18 protein-coding genes are annotated in these 19141 nt (G+C 57.9%); 2 read left to right on the forward strand and 16 right to left on the reverse strand.

The genetic code is table 11. The features are described from left to right. Positions 1 to 187 precede the first annotated feature (187 nt). Positions 188 to 364, forward strand: a complete 177-nt coding sequence (locus ACXM2N_RS08935) for a hypothetical protein (RefSeq protein WP_458487929.1) — start codon at positions 188 to 190, stop codon at positions 362 to 364. Positions 365 to 420: 56 nt separating this feature from the next. Here ACXM2N_RS08935 and ACXM2N_RS08940 read toward each other — a convergent pair whose 3' ends face one another. From ACXM2N_RS08940 to ACXM2N_RS08960, 5 genes are all read right to left on the reverse strand, one after another. Next, on the reverse strand, positions 421 to 924 hold the full coding sequence (locus ACXM2N_RS08940; RefSeq protein ID WP_458487931.1) for a hypothetical protein: 504 nt from the start codon (positions 922 to 924) through the stop codon (positions 421 to 423). Positions 925 to 1022: 98 nt separating this feature from the next. Further along, a complete protein-coding gene (locus ACXM2N_RS08945; protein ID WP_458487933.1) occupies positions 1023 to 1952 on the reverse strand; it encodes a hypothetical protein in 930 nt (309 codons plus the stop codon). 109 nt (positions 1953 to 2061) lie between these two features. Beyond that, the gene (gene rpmA / locus ACXM2N_RS08950; RefSeq protein ID WP_458487935.1) at positions 2062 to 2328 is read right to left on the reverse strand and encodes a 50S ribosomal protein L27; all 267 of its coding nucleotides are present in this window, start codon (positions 2326 to 2328) and stop codon (positions 2062 to 2064) included. Positions 2329 to 2378: 50 nt separating this feature from the next. After that, the gene (rplU, locus tag ACXM2N_RS08955; protein ID WP_458487937.1) at positions 2379 to 2684 is read right to left on the reverse strand and encodes a 50S ribosomal protein L21; all 306 of its coding nucleotides are present in this window, start codon (positions 2682 to 2684) and stop codon (positions 2379 to 2381) included. Positions 2685 to 2911: 227 nt separating this feature from the next. Beyond that, entirely contained in the window at positions 2912 to 6619 is a 3708-nt protein-coding gene (locus tag ACXM2N_RS08960; protein ID WP_458487939.1) for a translation initiation factor IF-2 N-terminal domain-containing protein, read from the reverse strand. Between the two features lie 350 nt (positions 6620 to 6969). On the opposite strand from ACXM2N_RS08960, the gene ACXM2N_RS08965 reads away from it, so the two are divergent. Beyond that, on the forward strand, positions 6970 to 7788 hold the full coding sequence (locus ACXM2N_RS08965) for a hypothetical protein (protein WP_458487941.1): 819 nt from the start codon (positions 6970 to 6972) through the stop codon (positions 7786 to 7788). Between the two features lie 236 nt (positions 7789 to 8024). Here the strand turns inward: ACXM2N_RS08965 and ndk are convergent, their stop codons facing one another. From ndk to ACXM2N_RS09020, 11 genes are all read right to left on the reverse strand, one after another. Beyond that, positions 8025 to 8435, reverse strand: a complete 411-nt coding sequence (gene ndk / locus ACXM2N_RS08970; RefSeq protein WP_458487943.1) for a nucleoside-diphosphate kinase — start codon at positions 8433 to 8435, stop codon at positions 8025 to 8027. 22 nt (positions 8436 to 8457) lie between these two features. Then, on the reverse strand, positions 8458 to 8664 hold the full coding sequence (locus ACXM2N_RS08975) for a hypothetical protein (protein WP_458487945.1): 207 nt from the start codon (positions 8662 to 8664) through the stop codon (positions 8458 to 8460). Between the two features lie 187 nt (positions 8665 to 8851). Then, positions 8852 to 9676, reverse strand: a complete 825-nt coding sequence (locus tag ACXM2N_RS08980; RefSeq protein WP_458487947.1) for an ATP-grasp domain-containing protein — start codon at positions 9674 to 9676, stop codon at positions 8852 to 8854. Then, on the reverse strand, positions 9676 to 10554 hold the full coding sequence (locus ACXM2N_RS08985) for an ATP-grasp domain-containing protein (RefSeq protein ID WP_458487949.1): 879 nt from the start codon (positions 10552 to 10554) through the stop codon (positions 9676 to 9678). The genes ACXM2N_RS08980 and ACXM2N_RS08985 overlap by 1 nt, the downstream gene beginning before the upstream one ends. Next, positions 10547 to 11224 (reverse strand): hypothetical protein, encoded by a 678-nt coding sequence (locus tag ACXM2N_RS08990; RefSeq protein WP_458487951.1) that lies wholly within the window; start codon positions 11222 to 11224, stop codon positions 10547 to 10549. Before ACXM2N_RS08990 ends, ACXM2N_RS08985 begins: the two co-directional genes overlap by 8 nt. A gap of 15 nt (positions 11225 to 11239) precedes the next feature. Continuing rightward, complete coding sequence (locus ACXM2N_RS08995) at positions 11240 to 11530, reverse strand: hypothetical protein (RefSeq protein ID WP_458487953.1); 291 nt, start codon at positions 11528 to 11530, stop codon at positions 11240 to 11242. A 364-nt stretch (positions 11531 to 11894) separates the two neighbouring features. Next, entirely contained in the window at positions 11895 to 12326 is a 432-nt protein-coding gene (locus ACXM2N_RS09000) for a DUF4233 domain-containing protein (RefSeq protein WP_458487955.1), read from the reverse strand. Further along, positions 12326 to 13840, reverse strand: a complete 1515-nt coding sequence (locus ACXM2N_RS09005; RefSeq protein ID WP_458491108.1) for a bifunctional folylpolyglutamate synthase/dihydrofolate synthase — start codon at positions 13838 to 13840, stop codon at positions 12326 to 12328. Before ACXM2N_RS09005 ends, ACXM2N_RS09000 begins: the two co-directional genes overlap by 1 nt. Positions 13841 to 13950: 110 nt before the next feature. Further along, positions 13951 to 16668 (reverse strand): valine--tRNA ligase, encoded by a 2718-nt coding sequence (locus tag ACXM2N_RS09010; protein WP_458487957.1) that lies wholly within the window; start codon positions 16666 to 16668, stop codon positions 13951 to 13953. A gap of 173 nt (positions 16669 to 16841) precedes the next feature. Beyond that, positions 16842 to 17462: a hypothetical protein gene (locus tag ACXM2N_RS09015; RefSeq protein WP_458487959.1), complete on the reverse strand. Its 621-nt coding sequence runs from the start codon at positions 17460 to 17462 to the stop codon at positions 16842 to 16844. Between the two features lie 464 nt (positions 17463 to 17926). Then, positions 17927 to 18904, reverse strand: coding sequence for a malate dehydrogenase (locus ACXM2N_RS09020; protein WP_458487961.1), 978 nt, complete (start codon positions 18902 to 18904; stop codon positions 17927 to 17929). Positions 18905 to 19141: the final 237 nt, after the last annotated feature.

The following is a 19141-nucleotide window of genomic DNA, read 5'->3' on the forward strand; positions in this document are numbered from 1 at the left end:
GCCACCACCGCGGGAGATCCTCATTTTCTCCCGCACCCATGTTGCCATAAAGGCGATCTGGCCCCGATTCGAGGCTGGCTTCACTTCCGTGACGTGCCCTAATAACACCACCGCCCTTGCCATGGCTTGCTAGCCTGGGTTCACACATGAACGCGATCACACCTCAGGGGTGTTAAGGTTTCTAGCTATGTCACGCGCCTGCGCAGGCACGTTGAACCGCATCAGTTGCAGTACCAATGACGCCGCAGCTACAGCTTGGAGCATTCCGCGCAGCGCCGAAGATGGAACACCTGCGTTTCTTGGCGATCCATCATCCCACCACGACCCCGTAGTAGGCGCACTGGGCACAGTGTTGCCCGCCTAAAGCAAAAATCCCAGCACACCAAAGCGGCATGCTGGGATTACTGAGTTTAGTCTGCTTTACCAGATGGTCACCACTGCGTTATTGCCACCGGAACACGTTGCCGTGCCACCGGAGTAGGAGCAGTTCATGGTGTACCACTTGCCGGTTACCGGTGAATACACGCTGGACAGACGTGGCGACGTGTTTCCGGAACGGTTTACCTCAGCCACATACGCATTGAATACTGCCCGCGCAAAGTCGTTGGATGTCACCGAACTAGACGCACTGTAATTGGTGAACGTCTTTGTGCCTGAGGATGCCGCTGGGGCCGCAGGAGCTTGGGTCTGATACTCAGTGACCACCACTGGGTCCGACGAGCTTTCGGAGCTGGAGTCAAACCATCCCTGACTAAAGCCAAGCGCCACAACGCCAAAGGCGATGAGCACAACCACGGAACCAATGATCGTTGCAATCAGACCGGCATTAGACTTCTGTGGCGGCTGTGGGTACGGCTGCGCATACACCATCTGCGGTTGGGGCTGGTACTGCGACGTGGGCGGGTACTGCTCTGGTTCATACATGGTCAGTAGCATCCTTGAGGGATAAGAAAATACTTAAAACAAGTTAAGAATGCCACTAGAATCCGCTAAATAAAAGGATGTTGTTATTTCTACCCCTATTAAGAACACCGTGAGGCAGGAAGCGCATCTAGGTGGGGGCTCAGGACGCTGACCATGGCGTTGATCATGGCCTGGCCTGCCTCGTAGGTACCCGCCGATGGCAGCGCCGTGATCCCTACAGCAACGCTGCCGGAGCTGTTAGCAACAAGCCCTAGTTGGCGCACCTGATACATGCCAGAGGTATCTGGGCCCCAGCCACCTTTAAAACGGGCACCAGGCAGTTGCCCTAGGCCGTAGGCTTGGCTGGGACTTATGTTCCCCATCAGTTCCAAGACGGGTGCGGAGCCGTGAACACAGCCAAGATTGGCAGCGAATGTTGCCTCCTGGCTTGCGGACCAGAGCGTCTGCCCGAAGGTAGAAAATTCTGGGCGCACTACAGCAGTATTGACGTTTACCCCAACCCCAGCTTCAGCCAACACCGAGTCCGCCGCACCAGGGGCGAGAATGCTGTTGAGGGTTTGCGCTGCAGCGTTATCGGACGCCGTGATCGCCGCCTGCGCGTGGGAGTACATATTTGGGTCCTGCTTCAGCGCCGCTATAGCGAGTGGCACTTTGATGGTGGACCACGCTGGGTAAGCTGAATCATCCCCGGCGACGGTGGCGTTCTCACCATCAGACACCGCGATCGCAGCCACCCCGCCCACTTGGCTTACGGCCGCGTCCACGGCCTGTTGCAAGATTTCCTGAACGCCTGTGCCTACTTCTTGTTCTTCTTGCGGCTGAGCGGACTCCACTGCAGACGGCGGTGCCGGCGCGAGTGTTCGGGATGAACTGGACGGCGCAGGAGCTGAGAGCGGCTGAGACTGGGGCGTCAACCAGTCCGCTTTGAGAGCTACCGCGAACAACAGCGCAGCGAGCACACCCACTACGGTGAAGATGACGGCCACAACAATGGGCCACTGTGGCTGGTGTGCATGGCGAGGAGTCATGCTCTTATTGTCACAGAACCAAAAAGATTAAGAAACACTAAGAAGAAAAGAAACTCGGCACTCCACAATCTGTGTGGAGTGCCGAGTTCTTTTAAAGCGTGAAAAAGGCTTAGGCCTCTGCAACCTCTGCAGGAACGATGTTCACGGTGCGACGGTTACGCTTGATCTCGAACTGCACGGAACCTGCAGCGAGAGCGAACAGAGTGTCGTCGCCACCACGGCCAACGTTCTCACCTGGGTGGAACTTGGTACCACGCTGGCGAACGAGGATCTCACCTGCGTTAACCTGCTGACCACCGAAACGCTTAACACCAAGGCGCTTTGCGTTGGAGTCACGACCGTTGCTGGAGCTAGATGCACCCTTCTTGTGTGCCATTGGTTTTCCCTCCTTCGGGAATGCTTAGTTTTGGAAAAAGCCAGTGGCTTTTACTTGATACCGGTGATCTTAAGAACGGTCAGGTTCTGGCGGTGCCCCTGACGCTTCTTGTAACCAGTCTTGTTCTTGTACTTCAGGATCTTGATCTTTGGACCCTTAACCTGGTCCACGATCTCAGCGGAGACACTTACCTTAGCAAGTGCATCAGCATCAGAGGTGACGTTTGCGCCATCTACGAGCAGAACCGGGGTGAGAGCCACGGAAGCACCAGACTCACCCTCGATCTTCTCGACCTTGACGAGGTCACCTTCAGCAACCTTGTACTGCTTTCCGCCGGTCTTGACGATCGCGTACATACGAGGGCTACCCCTTCTCTATACTCAATCCCCGGCCGGTGAGAGCCGAGGTAGGACTTAAAATGATTACTTTTGCGTTTTGAACCAGAGGTTTCACCACCTCTGGGATTATCTCCACTCACGCTAGCTGCACAAACAGCCATTTGGGCGCGCTGGGATAGTCTCTTCAAAACAGCGACTGTCCAAGACTACCCCTAACAGCACCCAAAAAACAAACCGGGGAAGAATTAACTTTCCTTCCGTACCGCGCGCCTACGCCCACGACCACGGCTACGAGTGCTATTTTCCTTCGCCGTTGATTCCACTGCAGTTTCTTCCGTCACAGCCTTTTCAGCTGAGCGGGAAGAACGCCTGCGCACAGCGCGACGCCGGCCTGAGGCCTTCTTCTCCTCAGGCTGGGCCGAATCGCTCGGCTCAGGCTGCGAAGATTCTTCAGCTGGGGCACCCGCGACGGCGGTCTTGCGAACGACGCGTCGGCGGCCGCCACGCGAGACACGAGTGACCACTACCGAAGACTCAGGTTCTGCCTTAGCGCCTTCACCGGCCTCGGCATCGGACGGCTCTGCAGCCTTGTCTGCCTGCAGCTGTGGCTTCTCGCTGCGCGCGGATGCGCGCTTTCGGGCGGCGCGGCGGCGGCCCCGCTGTGGCTCCTGCACCTCAGGTGCCGGCGTCTCCGCTGGCGCCTCAGATGCAGCGTGTGCCTCGACAACCTCCGGGGCCTCGTCGGCACGCTTTACTACCTTCCGGCCGCGGCGACGCTGTGGCGTGTCATCGCTAGGCTGCTCGAAGTCTTCTTTGCTTGGTGGCACATCAGACTTAGAGTTGCCGCGCGTCTTGCGCTTGCGACGTGGGTTCGACTCGAAGTCAGCCATCGCCTCCTCGTAGGTGGTGATCTGCGGCATGTGGTCCGCACCGGATGGCTCATCCGGATCCTCTTCACCGGCGCGTGCGAGCGCGGCGTCGACGATGTCTATCACAGAGGCAGCCGCATCCGTAGCTTCCGGCTGTGCTTGCTTCTTAGAGGACCGACGACGACGAGACTTCTTCTCCCCCTGAGGGGCCTGCTCATGATCGGCCGTTTCTACGCTCTCAGAAGGCTCTGCCTCGGCCATGACGACCGCTGCCGCAAGCTCCTCAATGCTTGGGGCATCGTGGGTAGCCTTGCCACCACGGCTAGACACCGCGTCCTGGTTCTTCCGTCCCTCATCCTCCGCTGGCTGGGCCTCATCCTTGTGGTGCATGGCCACAGCAGCAGGGTGACGGGTTGGATCCTGGTGGCGTACGCCGTGATCTTCCTTCTCTGCCTTCTTGCCCCCGTGACGGCGGGCATCACCGTGAGCCGAAGCCCCGCGGTGCTCCACTGGATCATCGTGGATGATCACGCCACGGCCCTCACAGCACTCGCAGTCCGTAGCAAAGGTCTCCAGCAGGCCAGTGCCCAAGCGCTTGCGGGTCATCTGGACCAAGCCAAGGGAGGTGACCTCAGAGATCTGGTGGCGCGTGCGGTCACGGCCCAGAGTCTCCTTCAGACGACGCAGCACAAGATCCTGGTTTTCAGGCAGCACCATGTCAATGAAGTCGACCACGATCATGCCGCCCAGATCACGCAGGCGCATCTGGCGCACGATCTCCTCGGCGGCCTCAAGATTGTTGCGGGTAACGGTCTCCTCCAGGTTGCCGCCCGCACCGGTGAACTTGCCGGTGTTGACGTCAATGACGGTCATAGCTTCCGTGCGGTCAATGACCAAGGTACCGCCGGACGGCAGCCAGACCTTGCGGCTCAGCGCCTTCTGGATCTGCTCGTCCACGCGGAACGCCTTGAAGGCGTCCTCGCCATCGTGCTCGGCACGGTCATAGTGAGTCAGGCGATCAGACAGCTCCGGCGCCACGGACGAGATGTACGCGTGCACGGTGTTCCACGCGCGCTTGCCGTCCACAACGAGCTCAGTGAAGTCCTCATTGAAGAGATCGCGAACAACCTTGACCAGCATGTTCGGCTCTTCGTACATGGTCTGCGGCTTAGCGCCCTTGGATTCTTTCTCCTTGGTGGTGCGCTCCTGAATCTGCTCCCACAGGGTGTGCAGGCGTCCCACGTCAGCCGCAATGGCTTCCTCGGACACGCCCTCCGCCGCGGTGCGGATGATGACGCCGCCATCGCCTGGCACTACCTTGCGCAGGATCTCCTTGAGTCGCTTGCGCTCCGGCGCTGGCAGCTTGCGGGAAATACCCGCGGTGCGACCACCTGGAACGTACACCAAGTAACGACCCGCGAGGGAGATCTGGGTGGTTAGGCGCGCACCCTTGTGCCCGATGGGGTCCTTGGACACCTGAACCAGTACCTGGTCACCGGACTTCAGCGCCTGCTCAATCTTGCGGTTGCGGCCACCCAGGCCCGCCTGACGCCAGTTCACCTCGCCGGCGTAGAGCACGCCGTTGCGGCCCTTACCGATGTCAATGAATGCGGCCTCCATGGACGGCAGAACGTTCTGCACGCGGCCCAAGTAGATGTTGCCCACCATGGACGCCTGCGTGTCAGAGGTGACGAAGTGCTCGACCAGCATGTCATCTTCCAGAACGCCCACCTGGGTGACAACACCTGGGTGGTCGCCGCGCTCGCGCTCGCGCACCACCATGGTGCGCGTCACAGATTCACGGCGGGCAAGGAACTCCGCCTCACTGACCACATGGCGCTTCTTGCGGGATTCCTCACGCATCTCGTTACGACGGCGTCGCTGCGCCTCAAGGCGAGTGGAGCCCTTGATGGCCATCGGCTCATCAATCTGCTCGACTTCCTCATCCTTTTCTTCAGCTTGACGACGCCCCTTAGCGCGCGCCGGCTTGGCGGTCTTGCGGTCATCGTCCGCACCGCGGCCGCGGGAGGTCCCGCGGCGCCCGCGGCGGCGCTTCTTTGGCGCGTCCTCGTCATCCTCAGCATCATCGGCGTCGAAAGAGTCCAAGGCGTCAGCGATCGCGGCATCCACCTTGGCTTGGTTCTCTGGGCTGACAGGTGGGGCCATGAAGATCGGCATAGCAAAACCGGTGGTCTCCGGCGCTGGGGTGATCTCGTCTTCTACGTCCTCAAGCAGCTCAGCGTCCTTCTCCAGCTCCACTGCCTCTTCCAGGTTGATGACGACGTCAAAGTCATCCTCATCCGCCCGCTCATCAGTATCAAAACGATCCATCTTCGCCGGACGGTTAGCCTCTACCGGCGCATCAGACTCCTCCGGATCATCCTGCTCCTCAGAGAAATCAAGATCATCCTCCTCATCCGCCAAGATGCCAGAAACCAAGCGCTGCTCGATCTCCTCTTCCACCTTGTCCTCGATCTGGGCGATCTCGTTCTCAACGTTCTTCTCCACCCGGTGACGCAGCTTAGCTTCATCCACCTCAGGCTGATCTACGCGGCCACCCAGCTCGCGGTCCACCTTCTCCTCAATCTGGGAGATCTCATTTTCCACGTTCTTCTCAATGCGGTGGCGCAGCTTCTCTTCCTCAGAGAACTCGGCCTTCTTCGCGGCCTTCTTGGCCACCTTAGGCTTCTCAGGAGCGGTGAGCTCTGCGCCCGTGAGGGTGTCGAGAAGCTTGAGGGCCTCATCCCTAGTGATGTTGGACGCAGAGGTCTTCTTCACCCCGAGATCACTGAGAGTGACAAGGAGCTCCTTGGTGGGACGGTCAATCTGCTTGGCCAACTGATGCACGCGCATCTTCTCACCAAGAGACGCCCGCACGGAGGCGAAAGGATCAGCACTCTGCTGTGCAGGCGTGTTCTTAGCGGTTGATTTCTTGGCCCCTGTTTTCTTGGTGCTGCGCTTAGTGGTCTTCTTCGCTGGAGCCTTCTTGGTGGCCTTCTCCTGCGCATCAGAAGCAGGTGTTGCTTCAGCCTTAGCTGAACGTTTAGTAGCGCGACGTGGGCGCTTCGTGGTTTCTTCCGCCACGGTCTCTCCTATGAGTGTGCACTGCAACCATCATGCCCCGGGCGCAACCACCAACGGTGACGGCGGCCAGCTGCCGCACAGGGAATGAATCAGCACATGCTTCCCTTCCGCACTGTGCCAGAAGGAAAACCATTATGAAGTTATTGCAGTGAAGTCTAATAAATTGTCCTTGTACTGCATGTTCAGCGGTCTTCGCCGGTGAGAATTATTGTGATTCTTCCCGTCCGGCGGAGCGATACAGCAATACTGCCTCCCATTGTCGCACACTTTCACCCCAGGCGGTGAACGATAAGACAGTTTCGCCCAGAAACCTATTGCCTAGGGTGATACAGCCCACTACAGTGGCGACTATGAGCGGCAATGAAGTTCAGAAAACTGGGGACGAATACCCCGTACAGCCGCTGCCTACAGACCCCGCCGCAGCGCAGCTGGAATACCACCGACGCGCAGGGATAATTCCCCCACCTCAATACAAAACGCTGCCCGGCGCGCTCGTGATCGGCGGCGGACTAGTTGCGATGAACCTATCCTTTCCAGTCCTATCCGTTTGCCTGCTTGTGGTTGGTTACCTGATGATTTTTCTAGGCAACCAACAAGGACTATCCCGCACCGGGTTGCAGACCAACATGGTGGATAACCAGGTCCTGCGCCGGAACATGAAGCGCTACATGGTGGGCCACACCATTACAGCATTCCTGCCACTCATCGGCGGCTTCGTGGTGTCCGTCCCACTGATTGCAACCCTGCCGGAATGGGCCGCCTTTATTAGCGGCGCACTGGTGGTAGGAGCCGGAGCCAACTATGCGATACGCCGGCTTTTCACCCTCAACACGCGTGACAGCAAGTTCCGCCTAGAGCATCTCCTACAGGGCGACCAACTGGAAGGCGTGACCCAACCACGCCTCGAGGTGGCGGAATCCTCCCGCAATGCAGCGGTAGCACGAGCGATGTGGAAGGCTGGGGCATTCTGTGGCACCCAAATCCAGCTGTGGAAGATCGCCTACATCATGGGCGTAGACATTGACACCGTCCACGCCGCGATCAAAGAACTAGAGGCAGCTGGCCTAGCCCAGACCAGCACCATCCAATCCCCACGTGAGGTGGCCAAGTGGTACGCGGAGCTCACCGCTACAGGGGTGCGCGTCTACAACCAGCTTGGCCACCGCTAAATCCTGGATCTGATGGACTCCGGCGCAGGAGCTGTCCGCCGTGCGCATGCCCCTCCGCGGCCACTTAAGCCCATGGATGGCCTCGCCCTACGCAAAACCCCGCCACGCACGTGACGGGGTGATGAGGTTCTAGAAAGCCACATCCTTTAAAAGTTAGGACCTTTGAGGTTAGGTCCTTAGAGGTTAGGCCTTTTGAGATTAGATCCTTAGAGGTGGGATCTTTAGAGGTTAGATCTTTAGAGGTTAGGGAACCAGATGGAGATCTCGCGCTCAGCGGACTCTGGGGAATCAGAACCGTGAACTACGTTCTCGCCAACCTCGAGTGCAAAGTCACCGCGAATGGTGCCTGGGGTTGCCTTAGCAACAGGGTCAGTGCCACCAGCCAGCTGGCGCCAAGCCTCAATTGCGCGTGGGCCCTCAACAACGCCTGCAACCAGTGGTGCGGAGGTGATGAAATCAACCAGCTCACCAAAGAATGGCTTGTCAGCGTGCTCAGCGTAGTGCTTCTCAGCGGTCTCGCGGTCAGTCACGCGCAGGTCCATAGCTACCAGCTTCAGACCCTTGCGCTCGATGCGGGAGATTACGTCGCCAATATGGCCATTGCGGACGCCGTCTGGCTTGATCAGGATCAGTGTACGTTCAGTCATAGACAAAAACTCTACCCGAGATTTAGCGCCTGCGCATGTCACCGTCTAGCTGTTGTTGGCCACTTCTCAGGTGTTGCTGGGTAAGGCGCACCATGACGAAGCCCCACACCAAGGTTGCGAACCCACCGATGAGAAACACGATCGCCCACGCCCAGCCACGGCCAGTGAGGACTGCAGCTACGGCGAGCGCTAAGAATGTGAGCGTCGAAAGGAAATAGATCCACTTCACGTTGGTTTAAGCCACCTGTTCCTTGTGTCTTGGAAAGCGTACTGTTCCCTTTGCTTGCAACTTAGCTATGCGTCACCAGCTAAAGCACTGCACTGAGCACAACAAACGACCGCCCACGGCCATTCCCTGTAGCGAGGGAGGCCATAGGAAGGGAGGCCTCACGCTGACGGTGCTGCCTTGAGGCGCATTACGCAGCATGCTTCCTCGCAATCAGCTCGAGATGCTCATCCACCACGTCAATGTTGGTGAGATCGTACAACATGCGCGCGCCCACTACATCCTCGATCTCCCCCAGCACGACGCCGCCTGCGTGGTACAGGAAGTCAATGCCTGCGTAGTCTATAAGTAACGCAGCGTTGATTATAGAAACCCACCGCCGCATGAGGGGCGTGGGTTCGATGAGCCGTGCCGAACCACCCAGGGTGAAGTTGGCCCGCAGCTGGCCACCTCTGGCTGTGCGCTCCACCGCCGCGAGGATCTTGCCGCCCAGGACGTAGACGCGCACATCTTTCCCAGGGGTGTCCGCTAGTTCCTGCACGATGACATCGCCTGGGTGCTCGCGACGATAACGTTCGAGTTCCGCCGGCGTTTCCACCAGCTGCACGCCCTGGCCGCCGTGGCCGTCGAGGGGCTTAGCCACCACGGGGTAGGCCACGCCGGTGGGTTCCTCATCACCTGGGCGCAACACTTGGTAGTCCAGAACTGGCACGCCCAATTCGCGCGCGAACTCGTAGCAGGTGTCCTTGTTGTTGGTGATCTCAGAAACTTTCGCGCTGTTGTACACGCGCACGCCTGCGGCCTCGAGGTGCTGATGCAGGGTGAGATCTATGCAGCGCATGATCGCCACGTCCGGCGCGCAGCCATAGGCCAAGGAGCGGGAAGCGTCATTAGCCATCATCAGCTTTAGGTCAATCCCATGATGAGGTGCGCGCTCAAGGTAGTGGCCAATCAGCCAGCGGTTTACTTCAGCGCGCTCTTGGTCATAGACCAGCCACGCCGTTAGTTTCGCCACTACATCCCCACCTCATTAACAACGTGCTGGATGATCTTGGCGCCCACATTCACGCCCGTACTGCGGGAGAGATTCACAAAGTGCGCGTTGGAGTTTACCTCACACAGAACTGGCCCCTCCGCGCCGAATAAGAGATCCACGCCGGCAAAGGTGAGCCCCAAAGCTTCGCAGGTGTCCACGGCCATGGCCACCTCCTCCGGCGTTGGCTGGTACGGCTGGGCAGTGCCACCATTGGTGAGGTTGGCACGGAAATCACCGTCATGGGCAGTGCGCTTAATCGCGGCCACGACTTCCCCGCCCACCACCTGCAGGCGGGTATCTTGGCCATGCGTTGCCTCCACATACTCCTGCAGCAGTGCGGGTCTGGTCTCCAGCTGATCAAGGAACGCTACGAGCTCGACCTCACTGTTAATGAGGTGGACCTGCGCGCCGAAGGAGCCGAATGCTTCCTTAGCCACCAATGGCAACCCCAGCGATGAGATGGCATCCGAAACAAATGCCGTGCCAGCCCAACTAACACCACGGAAGGTGTGCGGCGTAATCAGCGTGAGTGGCTGTGTAATATGGGGCGCCGCCTCTTTCAGGGCTAGGTAGGTCTTGGCCTTGTCATCACACAGTTCGATGGCGCGAGCATTGTTGAAGGTAGGGATCCCCTCAGACTCAATGCGCTTACACAGTTTTACGTCTTTATCCCAGAACAATGCGAAGTCCGGGTGATCGCCCCACTCCAGCTTGCCGTGAAGATCCACGTTGGTTTTGAGCTCGAGGTCCACGCCCTGCTCACGGGCACTGCGCAGGAGCCACTGGTGTAGCTCCTCAAACTTAGGGGTGTGGACGAAGCCGTTGACCACCAGCCAGCCCCGTAACGTGTTAGCCATTCTGGCTCCTGTGGGCCTCCTCGGTTACTGCATACAGGGCAACCTTTTTCAGTGCGCCTACAATTGCGTCGGCACGTGGCGCTTGCTCGAGGAAAAATTGGGAGTTGAACTCGATCTGGAAGCACGGGATCTGCGCCTCGCGCGCCACGTGCGAGGATACGGTGGTGGGCTTGGACGCGGTAAAGATCTCATCCACCACGACGTTTTTGAGACCAACCTGCTCCAACGAAGCGATGATCTCTTCAGTGATGTCATCGCGGCCAAAGATGTTGTTGCCGTGGGCGGTGCCGATGATGGCGTCATGCTCGCGCTCAGGTGAGAGCTGGTGGAGATCAAAAAGGACCGCCACCTTTTCCTCCACGATGTATTCGATCAGCGCATCACGGTAGGAGGACTGCTCATCCCAGTTAGCATCGTTGGCATCATTGCGGGTTTTGATGATCACCGGGAAACCGCCCTCGGCAAGCATCAACGCCATAGCACCCGTGCCCGGCTCGGCAAACTTATCTTCGCCATCGCGAACCTGTGCCACTGCATGGGGCGCGGAAAACATCACCGGCAGCGGATTGTCTTTTACAACAAAGTCCTCCGCCTGCTGGTGGATCGACGAATCAGTGGCGAAAGCTTCAACGCGGGAAAGGTGGTGAAGGAAGTCATTCATGGTGCTCACTAAATTAGCAGTTCTTTAACTGCCATGGACCGGTGAGCAAAAGGAGTCACCCGTCCACTCTCCCAGAATCACCTGCGAGTGATAGCCGATAACACTCATGGAATCGACCTTCTCTAACACAGCGTCCACATCAAGAACTTCATCCACTGCGTACCTAAGGTCCTCATACACTTCCGCAATAGCAACTGCACGGTCCTCGTGGTCATCCCACAGGACCTCATTAATAACCTTGTGCAGTGCTTGCTTCTCTAGCGCCTCGATATCCGCAATGTCAGCATGGATCTCGAGTTTGATAGTTACTTTCACGCGTCTAACAATAGGCATTTATTGCCCTTTACGGAACACAATTCCAGAACATTTTTTAGTGCTTAACGTGCGTCTTTACGCCTAACGACTCCCACAATTTCATCTTTCAGCAAGTCAATGCCCGCTGCATATGTACTACGTGGGCGGCGGTGCACATCGAAGGGACAAGAAATTTTTTTCCTCGCGATTGCTTCAGACCTCACGGCAATCAGGCGTGGGACAGAAAACTAAACTCTGGGGCCACATTTTTAAGATTTGGGACCTAGAAAGCCCTCAAAGATTAGAATTTTGTACCTGTTTCTACTCTCCACTAAAAACCCCGGCACCAGAGCGTTAAGCTGATGCCGGGGCGAAAAAACACGACTTACATGTGCTGGGTAGTGAGCAACCCACGCTTCATGCGTTCAATTAAGTTCTTGCGCAGGTACAGCAAGTACCACCACGCCGCGATGAACAAGATGGTGACAAAACCCATGGAAGGGTGAATGAAGAAGCCCAACAGCGCCGGTACCTGGATAGCCAAGTTTGCTGGAATCGCCCACTTGAACTTCTGGCAGAAGCTCAGAATCACCATGGCTACGGTCAGTACCGTGATGTAGCCCCAGTTGAAGGTGGTCCACAGCTGACCGTTTTGTACGCGCAGGATCACCGTGAGCACCAAGCCGGTGGAGATGGCCTGCATGAACATGGTTCCGGACATGACGCCACGCACGCCCTTGAGAGGGTCCTTGACGGGAGCGTGGCCAGGGCCCAGTGGGCCGTATTCAACTGGCTTTTCTTCCTTTTTACGAGCCACTACTGCGGTTCCTTTCCAAACAGGGTGCGTGCCTCACCAGCGGTAACAACGGAGCCGGTGATGACGACACCCGCGCCGGATTGAATGTCTGCTTCCTCGGCCAACTCTACGGCCAGCTCGATGGCACCCGGCAGGTTGTAGGTGACGTGCACACGTTCTTCTCCGAAGATATCACGCGCGTACTCGGCCAGATCATCAGCATGCAGTGCGCGTGGCGACTGCGTCTGCGTGATCACTACCTCACTGAAGACGGGTTCCAGCGCCGAGAGAATTCCCGATGCGTCCTTGTCACCCAAAACCCCGACTACGCCGATCAGCCGGTCAAACGCGAAGGATGAGGACAGGGCGCCAGCCAAGGCCTTAGCGCCGTGTGGGTTGTGGGCGGCATCAATCAACACAGCAGGGGTAGAACGCACGCGCTCTAGGCGACCCGGGTTGTGGACGGTACCCAGTCCCTCACGGATGATGTCCTTGTCCAGCTGACGACCAGCGCCCGCTCCAAAGAAGGCTTCCACCGCAGCAAGTGCCACCGCGGCGTTGCGTGCTTGGTGTTCGCCAAACAGTGGCAGGAAGATCTCGTCGTACTCTCCGCCTAGGCCACGCAGCGTCAGCTGCTGTCCACCGATGGCTTGGCCGGCGGCAGCTACACCGAACTCGCTGCCCGCGCGTGCCACCGCGGAGTCCACGGCGATAGCGCGCTCCAGAATTGCCTCCATGGCTTCTGGTTCCTGCTCGGCCACAATCGTGACGTTGTCCGGAGGGGTCAACAGATCATCAGCATCCCAGCGGGACTTGATGATGCCGGCCTTCTGCGCGGCAATCTCCGCGAGGGTCTCCCCCAGCATGCCCTGATGGTCCAAGCCAACAGGAGTAATCACTGCCACGTCTGCGTTGACCACGTTAGTGGCGTCCCACGTACCGCCCATACCGCACTCGATCACGGCCACCTCAACGGGCGCATCCGCGAACGCGGCATAGGCCATGGAGATGATGACCTCGAATTTGGACATCCGTGGGCCACCACCGGATACGGACTTCTCATCCACCATCTCGATGTACGGCTTAATCTCTTCATAGATCCGCACGAAGTCCCGCGGGTGGATGGGCTGGCCGTCAATAGCGATGTTCTCCGTCACCATTTGCAGCTGCGGGCTGGTGATGCGACCTGTACGGCGGTGGAAGGCACGCAGGATGGATTCGATCATGCGCACCGTGGAGGACTTGCCGTTGGTACCCGCCACCTGGATGACGGGGAAGGAACGTTCGGGGTTGCCCAGCAGATCCATGAGCAGTTCCACGCGCTCCAAGGTGGGGTCGATCTCCACCTCAGAGTTGCGGGTATCCAGCTCCGCCTCCACGATCGCGAGCGCAGCCAAGTCATCTGAGGTGATGGTGAGGGGCTCCGGCGCCTCCACATCGTGGCTGAGATCAACTGGCAACTCTAGGCCATTCTCACCTAGCTTCACTTCGCCCATTCCGGCGAGTCCGTCTGCTTCGCCGGAAATTTCCGCCATGGCGGCCTCGAGCAGCTCGTCATCAGACTTTGGCTGAGCTGGGTGCTCAAAACCCGCCTTTAGGCCCTCCTCGAAGTTGGAGCGCTCGTGATCATCGTGTGGATCAGACACTACTTAAGTTCCTCCAGACGAGCGGTAATACGCTCGACCTCTTCCTGTGCAATCTTCTGGCGTGCGCGGATCTTCTCCACCACGGCCTCCGGCGCCTTAGAAAGGAATGCCTCATTGCTCAGCTTCTTACCGGTGGTCTCCAGCTCCTTTTGGTTGGTAGCTAGGTCCTTCTCCAGGCGCTTACGCTCAGCCTCCTTGTCCACGGTGCCGGATGTATCCAGTTCCACCGTCACCGTTGCCTGGGACAGGCGCACCTCAATGCTTGCCGACGGCGCGAAGTCATCTGCAGGTGCGTCCACCTTAGCCAGCGAGCGCACCAGCGCCTCTTGGCCAGCCAAGTCGGCGGCGGCAAAGTCCACGCGAGCAGGAACCTTCTGGGAAGGCTTCACTCCCTGATCCGCGCGGAAACGGCGGATCTCGGTGATGAGCTTCTCGGTGTCCTCGATGCGGCGTGCGGCTACTTCATCAGTCTCCGCACCGCCGTTGGTCATCTCTGCGTCCGGCCAAGCTGCGACGCACAGGGATTCTTCATCGGTCAGCGCTGTCCACAGGACCTCAGTAACGAATGGCATTGCTGGGTGCAGCATACGCAAAACAGCGTTAAGGACTTGGCCGAGAACCAGCTGGGTGTTTTCACCGGTCTTACGCTCCGCGTCAGTTACGGCGTCTACATCGCGAGGAATCTGTACCTTCGCGTACTCCAAGTACCAGTCGCAGAACTCGCCCCACGCGAATGCGTAGAGGGCCTCGTTGGCCTTGGAGAACTGGTAGCGGTCCAAGTAGTCATCCACGGAAACGCGCAGCGCTTCCAAGCGGTCCAAAATCCATTTGTCCGCATCGGTGAGTTCCTCGCGAGCAGGCAGCTCACCTACGCGCGCGCCGTTCATCAACGCGAACTTGGTGGCGTTGAACAGCTTGGTAGCAAAGTTACGGGAGCTAGATGCGGAATCCTCGCCCACGGGGAGATCCACACCAGGGTTAGCGCCACGGGCTAGGGTGAAACGCAGTGCGTCTGCACCGTAGCGCTCTACCCAGTCCATGGGGTCAATGCCGTTGCCCAAGGACTTACTCATCTTGCGTCCCTGCTCATCGCGGACGAGGCCGTGCAGGAACAGATCAGTGAATGGGATCTGTGGGCGAGAATCAGTGCCCTCACCCAGAACCTCCGCAGTCTTCTTCGCTGCGTAGGTGCCGAACATCATCATGCGAGCAACCCAGAAGAAGAGGATGTCATATGCGGTGACCAAGACGTTGGTTGGGTAGAACTTCTCCAACTCTGGGGTCTTCTCCGGCCAGCCCATGGTGCTGAATGGCCACAGCGCGGAGCTGAACCAGGTGTCCAGGACGTCTGGATCCTGCACGTAGCCTTCCGGTGCGGTCTCATTTGGTCCTACGCAGACGATGTCGCGCTCGCCGGTAGCCTCATCCACTGGGCCGTACCAGATTGGGATGCGGTGGCCCCACCACAGCTGGCGAGAAATACACCAGTCGTGCATGTCATCAACCCACTCGAAGTAGCGTGGCTCGCTCGCCTTAGGGTGAATGACGGTGTCACCTTCACGGATGGCGTCTCCTGCCATCTTGGCCAACTCTTCGACCTTGACGAACCACTGCAGGGACAGGCGTGGCTCGATTGGCTCGCCAGAGCGCTCGGAGTGTCCGACACTGTGAACGTAAGGACGGATCTCCTTAACAATACGACCCTGCTCCGCCAGTGCTTCGCGGATCTTCACGCGCGCCTCAAAGCGGTCCATGCCGTCGAACTGGGTACCAGTGCCCGCAATGTGGCCGGTCTGGTCCATGATGGTTGGCATCTCAAGGTTGTGGCGCTGGCCCAATGCGTAGTCGTTCGGGTCATGTGCAGGAGTAATCTTCACAGCACCGGTACCGAATTCAGGGTCTACGTAATCATCCGCCACGATGATCATCTGGCGGTCTTCCAAGAATGGGTGCGGCAGCGTGGTGCCAACGAGCGCGGCGTAGCGCTCGTCGTCTGGGTGGACGGCCACGGCGACGTCGCCAAGCATGGTCTCGACGCGGGTGGTGGCGACGATGACGTGCGGTTCATCGTCGTTAAGCGAACCGTAACGGATGGAGACGAGCTCGCCCTCTACGTCCTTGTACACGACCTCGATATCAGAGACCGCGGTTTCCAAGACAGGAGACCAGTTAACAAGGCGGTTTGCCTGGTAAATCATGCCGTCGTCATAGAGCATCTTGAAGATGGTCTGAACAGCCTCCGACAGGCCATCATCCAAAGTGAAGCGCTCACGGGACCAGTCAACGGAATCACCAATGGCACGCATCTGGTTCTGGATGGTGCCGCCAAACTCGTGCTTCCACTCCCAGACCTTGGAGATGAAATCCTCACGCTCATAATCCCAGCGCTTCTTGCCCTCAGTTTCCATGAGCTTGGCCTCAACCTTTGTCTGGGTAGCAATACCCGCGTGGTCAGAGCCAGGAAGGGCCAGCACCTCGAAGCCCTGCATGCGCTTGCGACGAACGATCGCATCAATCAGCGTGTGGTCCAATGCGTGACCCATGTGCAGCTGACCAGTCACGTTAGGTGGTGGCAGAACAATGGAAAATGGTGGCTTATCACTGGAAGGATCAGCCTCAAAGTAACCCTTTTGCACCCACTGCTCATACAGTGAGGACTCATGGTCCTGAGGAACCCAGCTTGCTGGCAGTTTATTCGCACGATTTAGATCAGTCACGGTTAGCCATTCTAACGCATGACTGCGACACTGCCCCAAAGCACCCAATCTCCCCAAAGGCCATGCACCCACCCCCACAAGAAGCCTCACGGAACCCTCTGCAAAAACCATCACCACACAGCAGAAAAGTCCGCAGCGAGTTGCGCGCTGCGGACCTGGATGAGTTGAGGAATCTAGTAGAAGTAAACCGCCGCGTTGTTGCCACCCGTGCAACGAACGTATACGTCTACGTTCTCACAGTTCATGGTGTACATCTCGGAGGTGACAGGACTGCGCACCTCAATGCTCGGCTTCAAATTCTGCCTGATGTTGTCATAAGTAGCGTTCAGGCCTGCCGTCTGGGTATTGAACACCGCTTCTGCGAATTCACAGCTAGCGTTATCATTAACCGCCCAAATATGGGTGCCCCATCCGTCTCCTACGACGCACGACGTGGCCGGCTCACCCAGCACAGTGAAGCGCTGCCCCACCTCACTGATCTCAGCAGGATGATCCCTTAGCTCCAAAAGACCGCTCTCCCCTGCTGCCGCGTTCGCCTCAGGAAGCGGGGCCGAGCTATTGCCTGGTGCCGCTGGAGCAGCAGTCGCCGTTGCATCAGGCACACTAGGCGAGGCCACTGATGACTGCGCAGTTGTTGGATCGCTGGTTGTCTCCGCGGCCGATACAGCGACTGTTTGGGCAGTTGTTACGGCAAGGTTGTCACTCTGGGCATCAGAGCAAGCCGCAGCTGCTACAGCAGAGAGAGCCAGAACAGAAGCTAAGGCGGTGGTGCGTGCACGGTGGTTGGCGGTCATGGTGAACCCTCCTCGTCGTTATGAATGCTATGGGTATCCGAAGATCTCCCTATATCCATAAAATCGTAAAAATAGGATTAAGTGTTACCTGCATCACTAAATCCACAGGCTTATCGCATCACTAGTGGCTACACCGTCAGGAAGAGCACACAGCTCGCCAGAGCAGTACTAAGACTCCACACGGTCTTCTTTCCCGCGTTCTCGTTCGTCTTCTTGCAGTCATGGAAAAACATCTCAACGGCCACCTTTACTGGTCGTACTCTAATTGGCTGCACCGCACCTAAAAAATCTATCGATCATTAGATACTGGCGACGTAGTGACCATTGTGCCCTAGATCACCCAATGACGCACCTCCCTTGATCGCACGGGGGCACTCCTTACCCCAGAAGGCCACCACACAGACTTCGGAGACAATTAAAGCCGCACACCCCGAAGAGTGTGCGGCCCAATAAAACAGAAGCGTTTACTTCAGCAGATCTGCAACAGCGTCTGCCTCGCCCTGCAGCTCCTTGACGTTTGCGTCAATACGAGCCTGCTGGAACTCGTTGATCTCAAGTCCCTCAACAACTTCCCACTTACCGTCACGCGCAACGGTTGGGAGGCCGATGATGATGCCCTCTGGGATACCGTAAGCACCAGTGGATGGGATAGCTGCGGAAGCCCAAGACTCGGTGCCATTGATCCAGTCATGCATGTGATCAACTGCGGAGGATGCAGCGGAAGCCGCGGAAGACTTGCCACGAACCTCAATGATCTCAGCACCACGGTTTGCGACGCGTGGGATGAACTCCTCGGTGTACCACTTCTCATCAATCAGATCCATTACCGGCTTGCCCGCAGCGGTCGCGTAGGTGAGGTCTGGGAACTGGGTTGCAGAGTGGTTACCCCAGATAGCAACCTTCTCCAGCTCGGTCATGTCTACATCCAGCTTGGCGGACAGCTGAGACAGAGCACGGTTGTGATCAAGACGCATCATGGCGTTGAAACGCTCGTTTGGAATGTCCTTTGCCGCATGCATAGCAATCAACGCGTTGGTGTTTGCTGGGTTGCCAACCACCAGAACGCGGATGTCATCAGCAGCGTTGTCATTCAACGCCTGGCCCTGTGGGCCAAAGATCTTGCCGTTGTTTGCCAACAGATCGGCACGCTCCTCACCCTTGCCGCGTGGCTTTGCGCCAACAAGGAAGGCAGCGTTGGTGCCGTCGAACGCCTTGTTGGCGTCGTCAGTAACAACGATGTTCTTCAGCAATGGGAATGCAGAGTCATTGAGCTCCATAGCTACGCCCTCAGCGGCGCCGACTGCCTCAGGAATTTCCAGCAGCTGCAGCTCGATAGCCTGATCCTTGCCGTAGACATCACCATTAGCAATGCGCCACAGGAGGGAGTATGCGATCTGACCAGCTGCACCAGTAACGGCAATCTTCTTTACGGAGTTGCTCATAAAAGTCTCTTCCTTTTCCTGCACCGCAGTCCGTGGGTGGGACCCGGTGCAAACATCTATATATTCTGCGCCTTTAGCGCCACGTTTTATCACTCGCCGTACAAGTAGCGGCGACTCGGTCAACATTGATGCCGACCCCATACATTAAGCTCAGCCCACTGCCTGAGCCCAAGAAGCCTTGAGCATCCTTGAAACCACTCACCAGCCTAGTCTCTCCACGCAATGCCCGCACGGGCA

It is taken from the genome of Corynebacterium sp. ZY180755, from assembly GCF_054331495.1.

Excerpts from the sequence above, each read along its gene's own strand:
- ACXM2N_RS08935 (WP_458487929.1), top strand. The coding sequence starts at position 188 with ATGTCACGCGCCTGCGCAGGCACGTTGAACCGCATCAGTTGCAGTACC.
- ACXM2N_RS08940 (WP_458487931.1), bottom strand. The coding sequence starts at position 924 with ATGTATGAACCAGAGCAGTACCCGCCCACGTCGCAGTACCAGCCCCAA.
- ACXM2N_RS08945 (WP_458487933.1), bottom strand. The coding sequence starts at position 1,952 with ATGACTCCTCGCCATGCACACCAGCCACAGTGGCCCATTGTTGTGGCC.
- rpmA (WP_458487935.1), bottom strand. The coding sequence starts at position 2,328 with ATGGCACACAAGAAGGGTGCATCTAGCTCCAGCAACGGTCGTGACTCC.
- rplU (WP_458487937.1), bottom strand. The coding sequence starts at position 2,684 with ATGTACGCGATCGTCAAGACCGGCGGAAAGCAGTACAAGGTTGCTGAA.
- ACXM2N_RS08965 (WP_458487941.1), top strand. The coding sequence starts at position 6,970 with ATGAGCGGCAATGAAGTTCAGAAAACTGGGGACGAATACCCCGTACAG.
- ndk (WP_458487943.1), bottom strand. The coding sequence starts at position 8,435 with ATGACTGAACGTACACTGATCCTGATCAAGCCAGACGGCGTCCGCAAT.
- ACXM2N_RS08985 (WP_458487949.1), bottom strand. The coding sequence starts at position 10,554 with ATGGCTAACACGTTACGGGGCTGGCTGGTGGTCAACGGCTTCGTCCAC.
- ACXM2N_RS09005 (WP_458491108.1), bottom strand. The coding sequence starts at position 13,840 with ATGGCGGAAATTTCCGGCGAAGCAGACGGACTCGCCGGAATGGGCGAA.
- ACXM2N_RS09015 (WP_458487959.1), bottom strand. The coding sequence starts at position 17,462 with ATGACCGCCAACCACCGTGCACGCACCACCGCCTTAGCTTCTGTTCTG.
- ACXM2N_RS09020 (WP_458487961.1), bottom strand. The coding sequence starts at position 18,904 with ATGAGCAACTCCGTAAAGAAGATTGCCGTTACTGGTGCAGCTGGTCAG.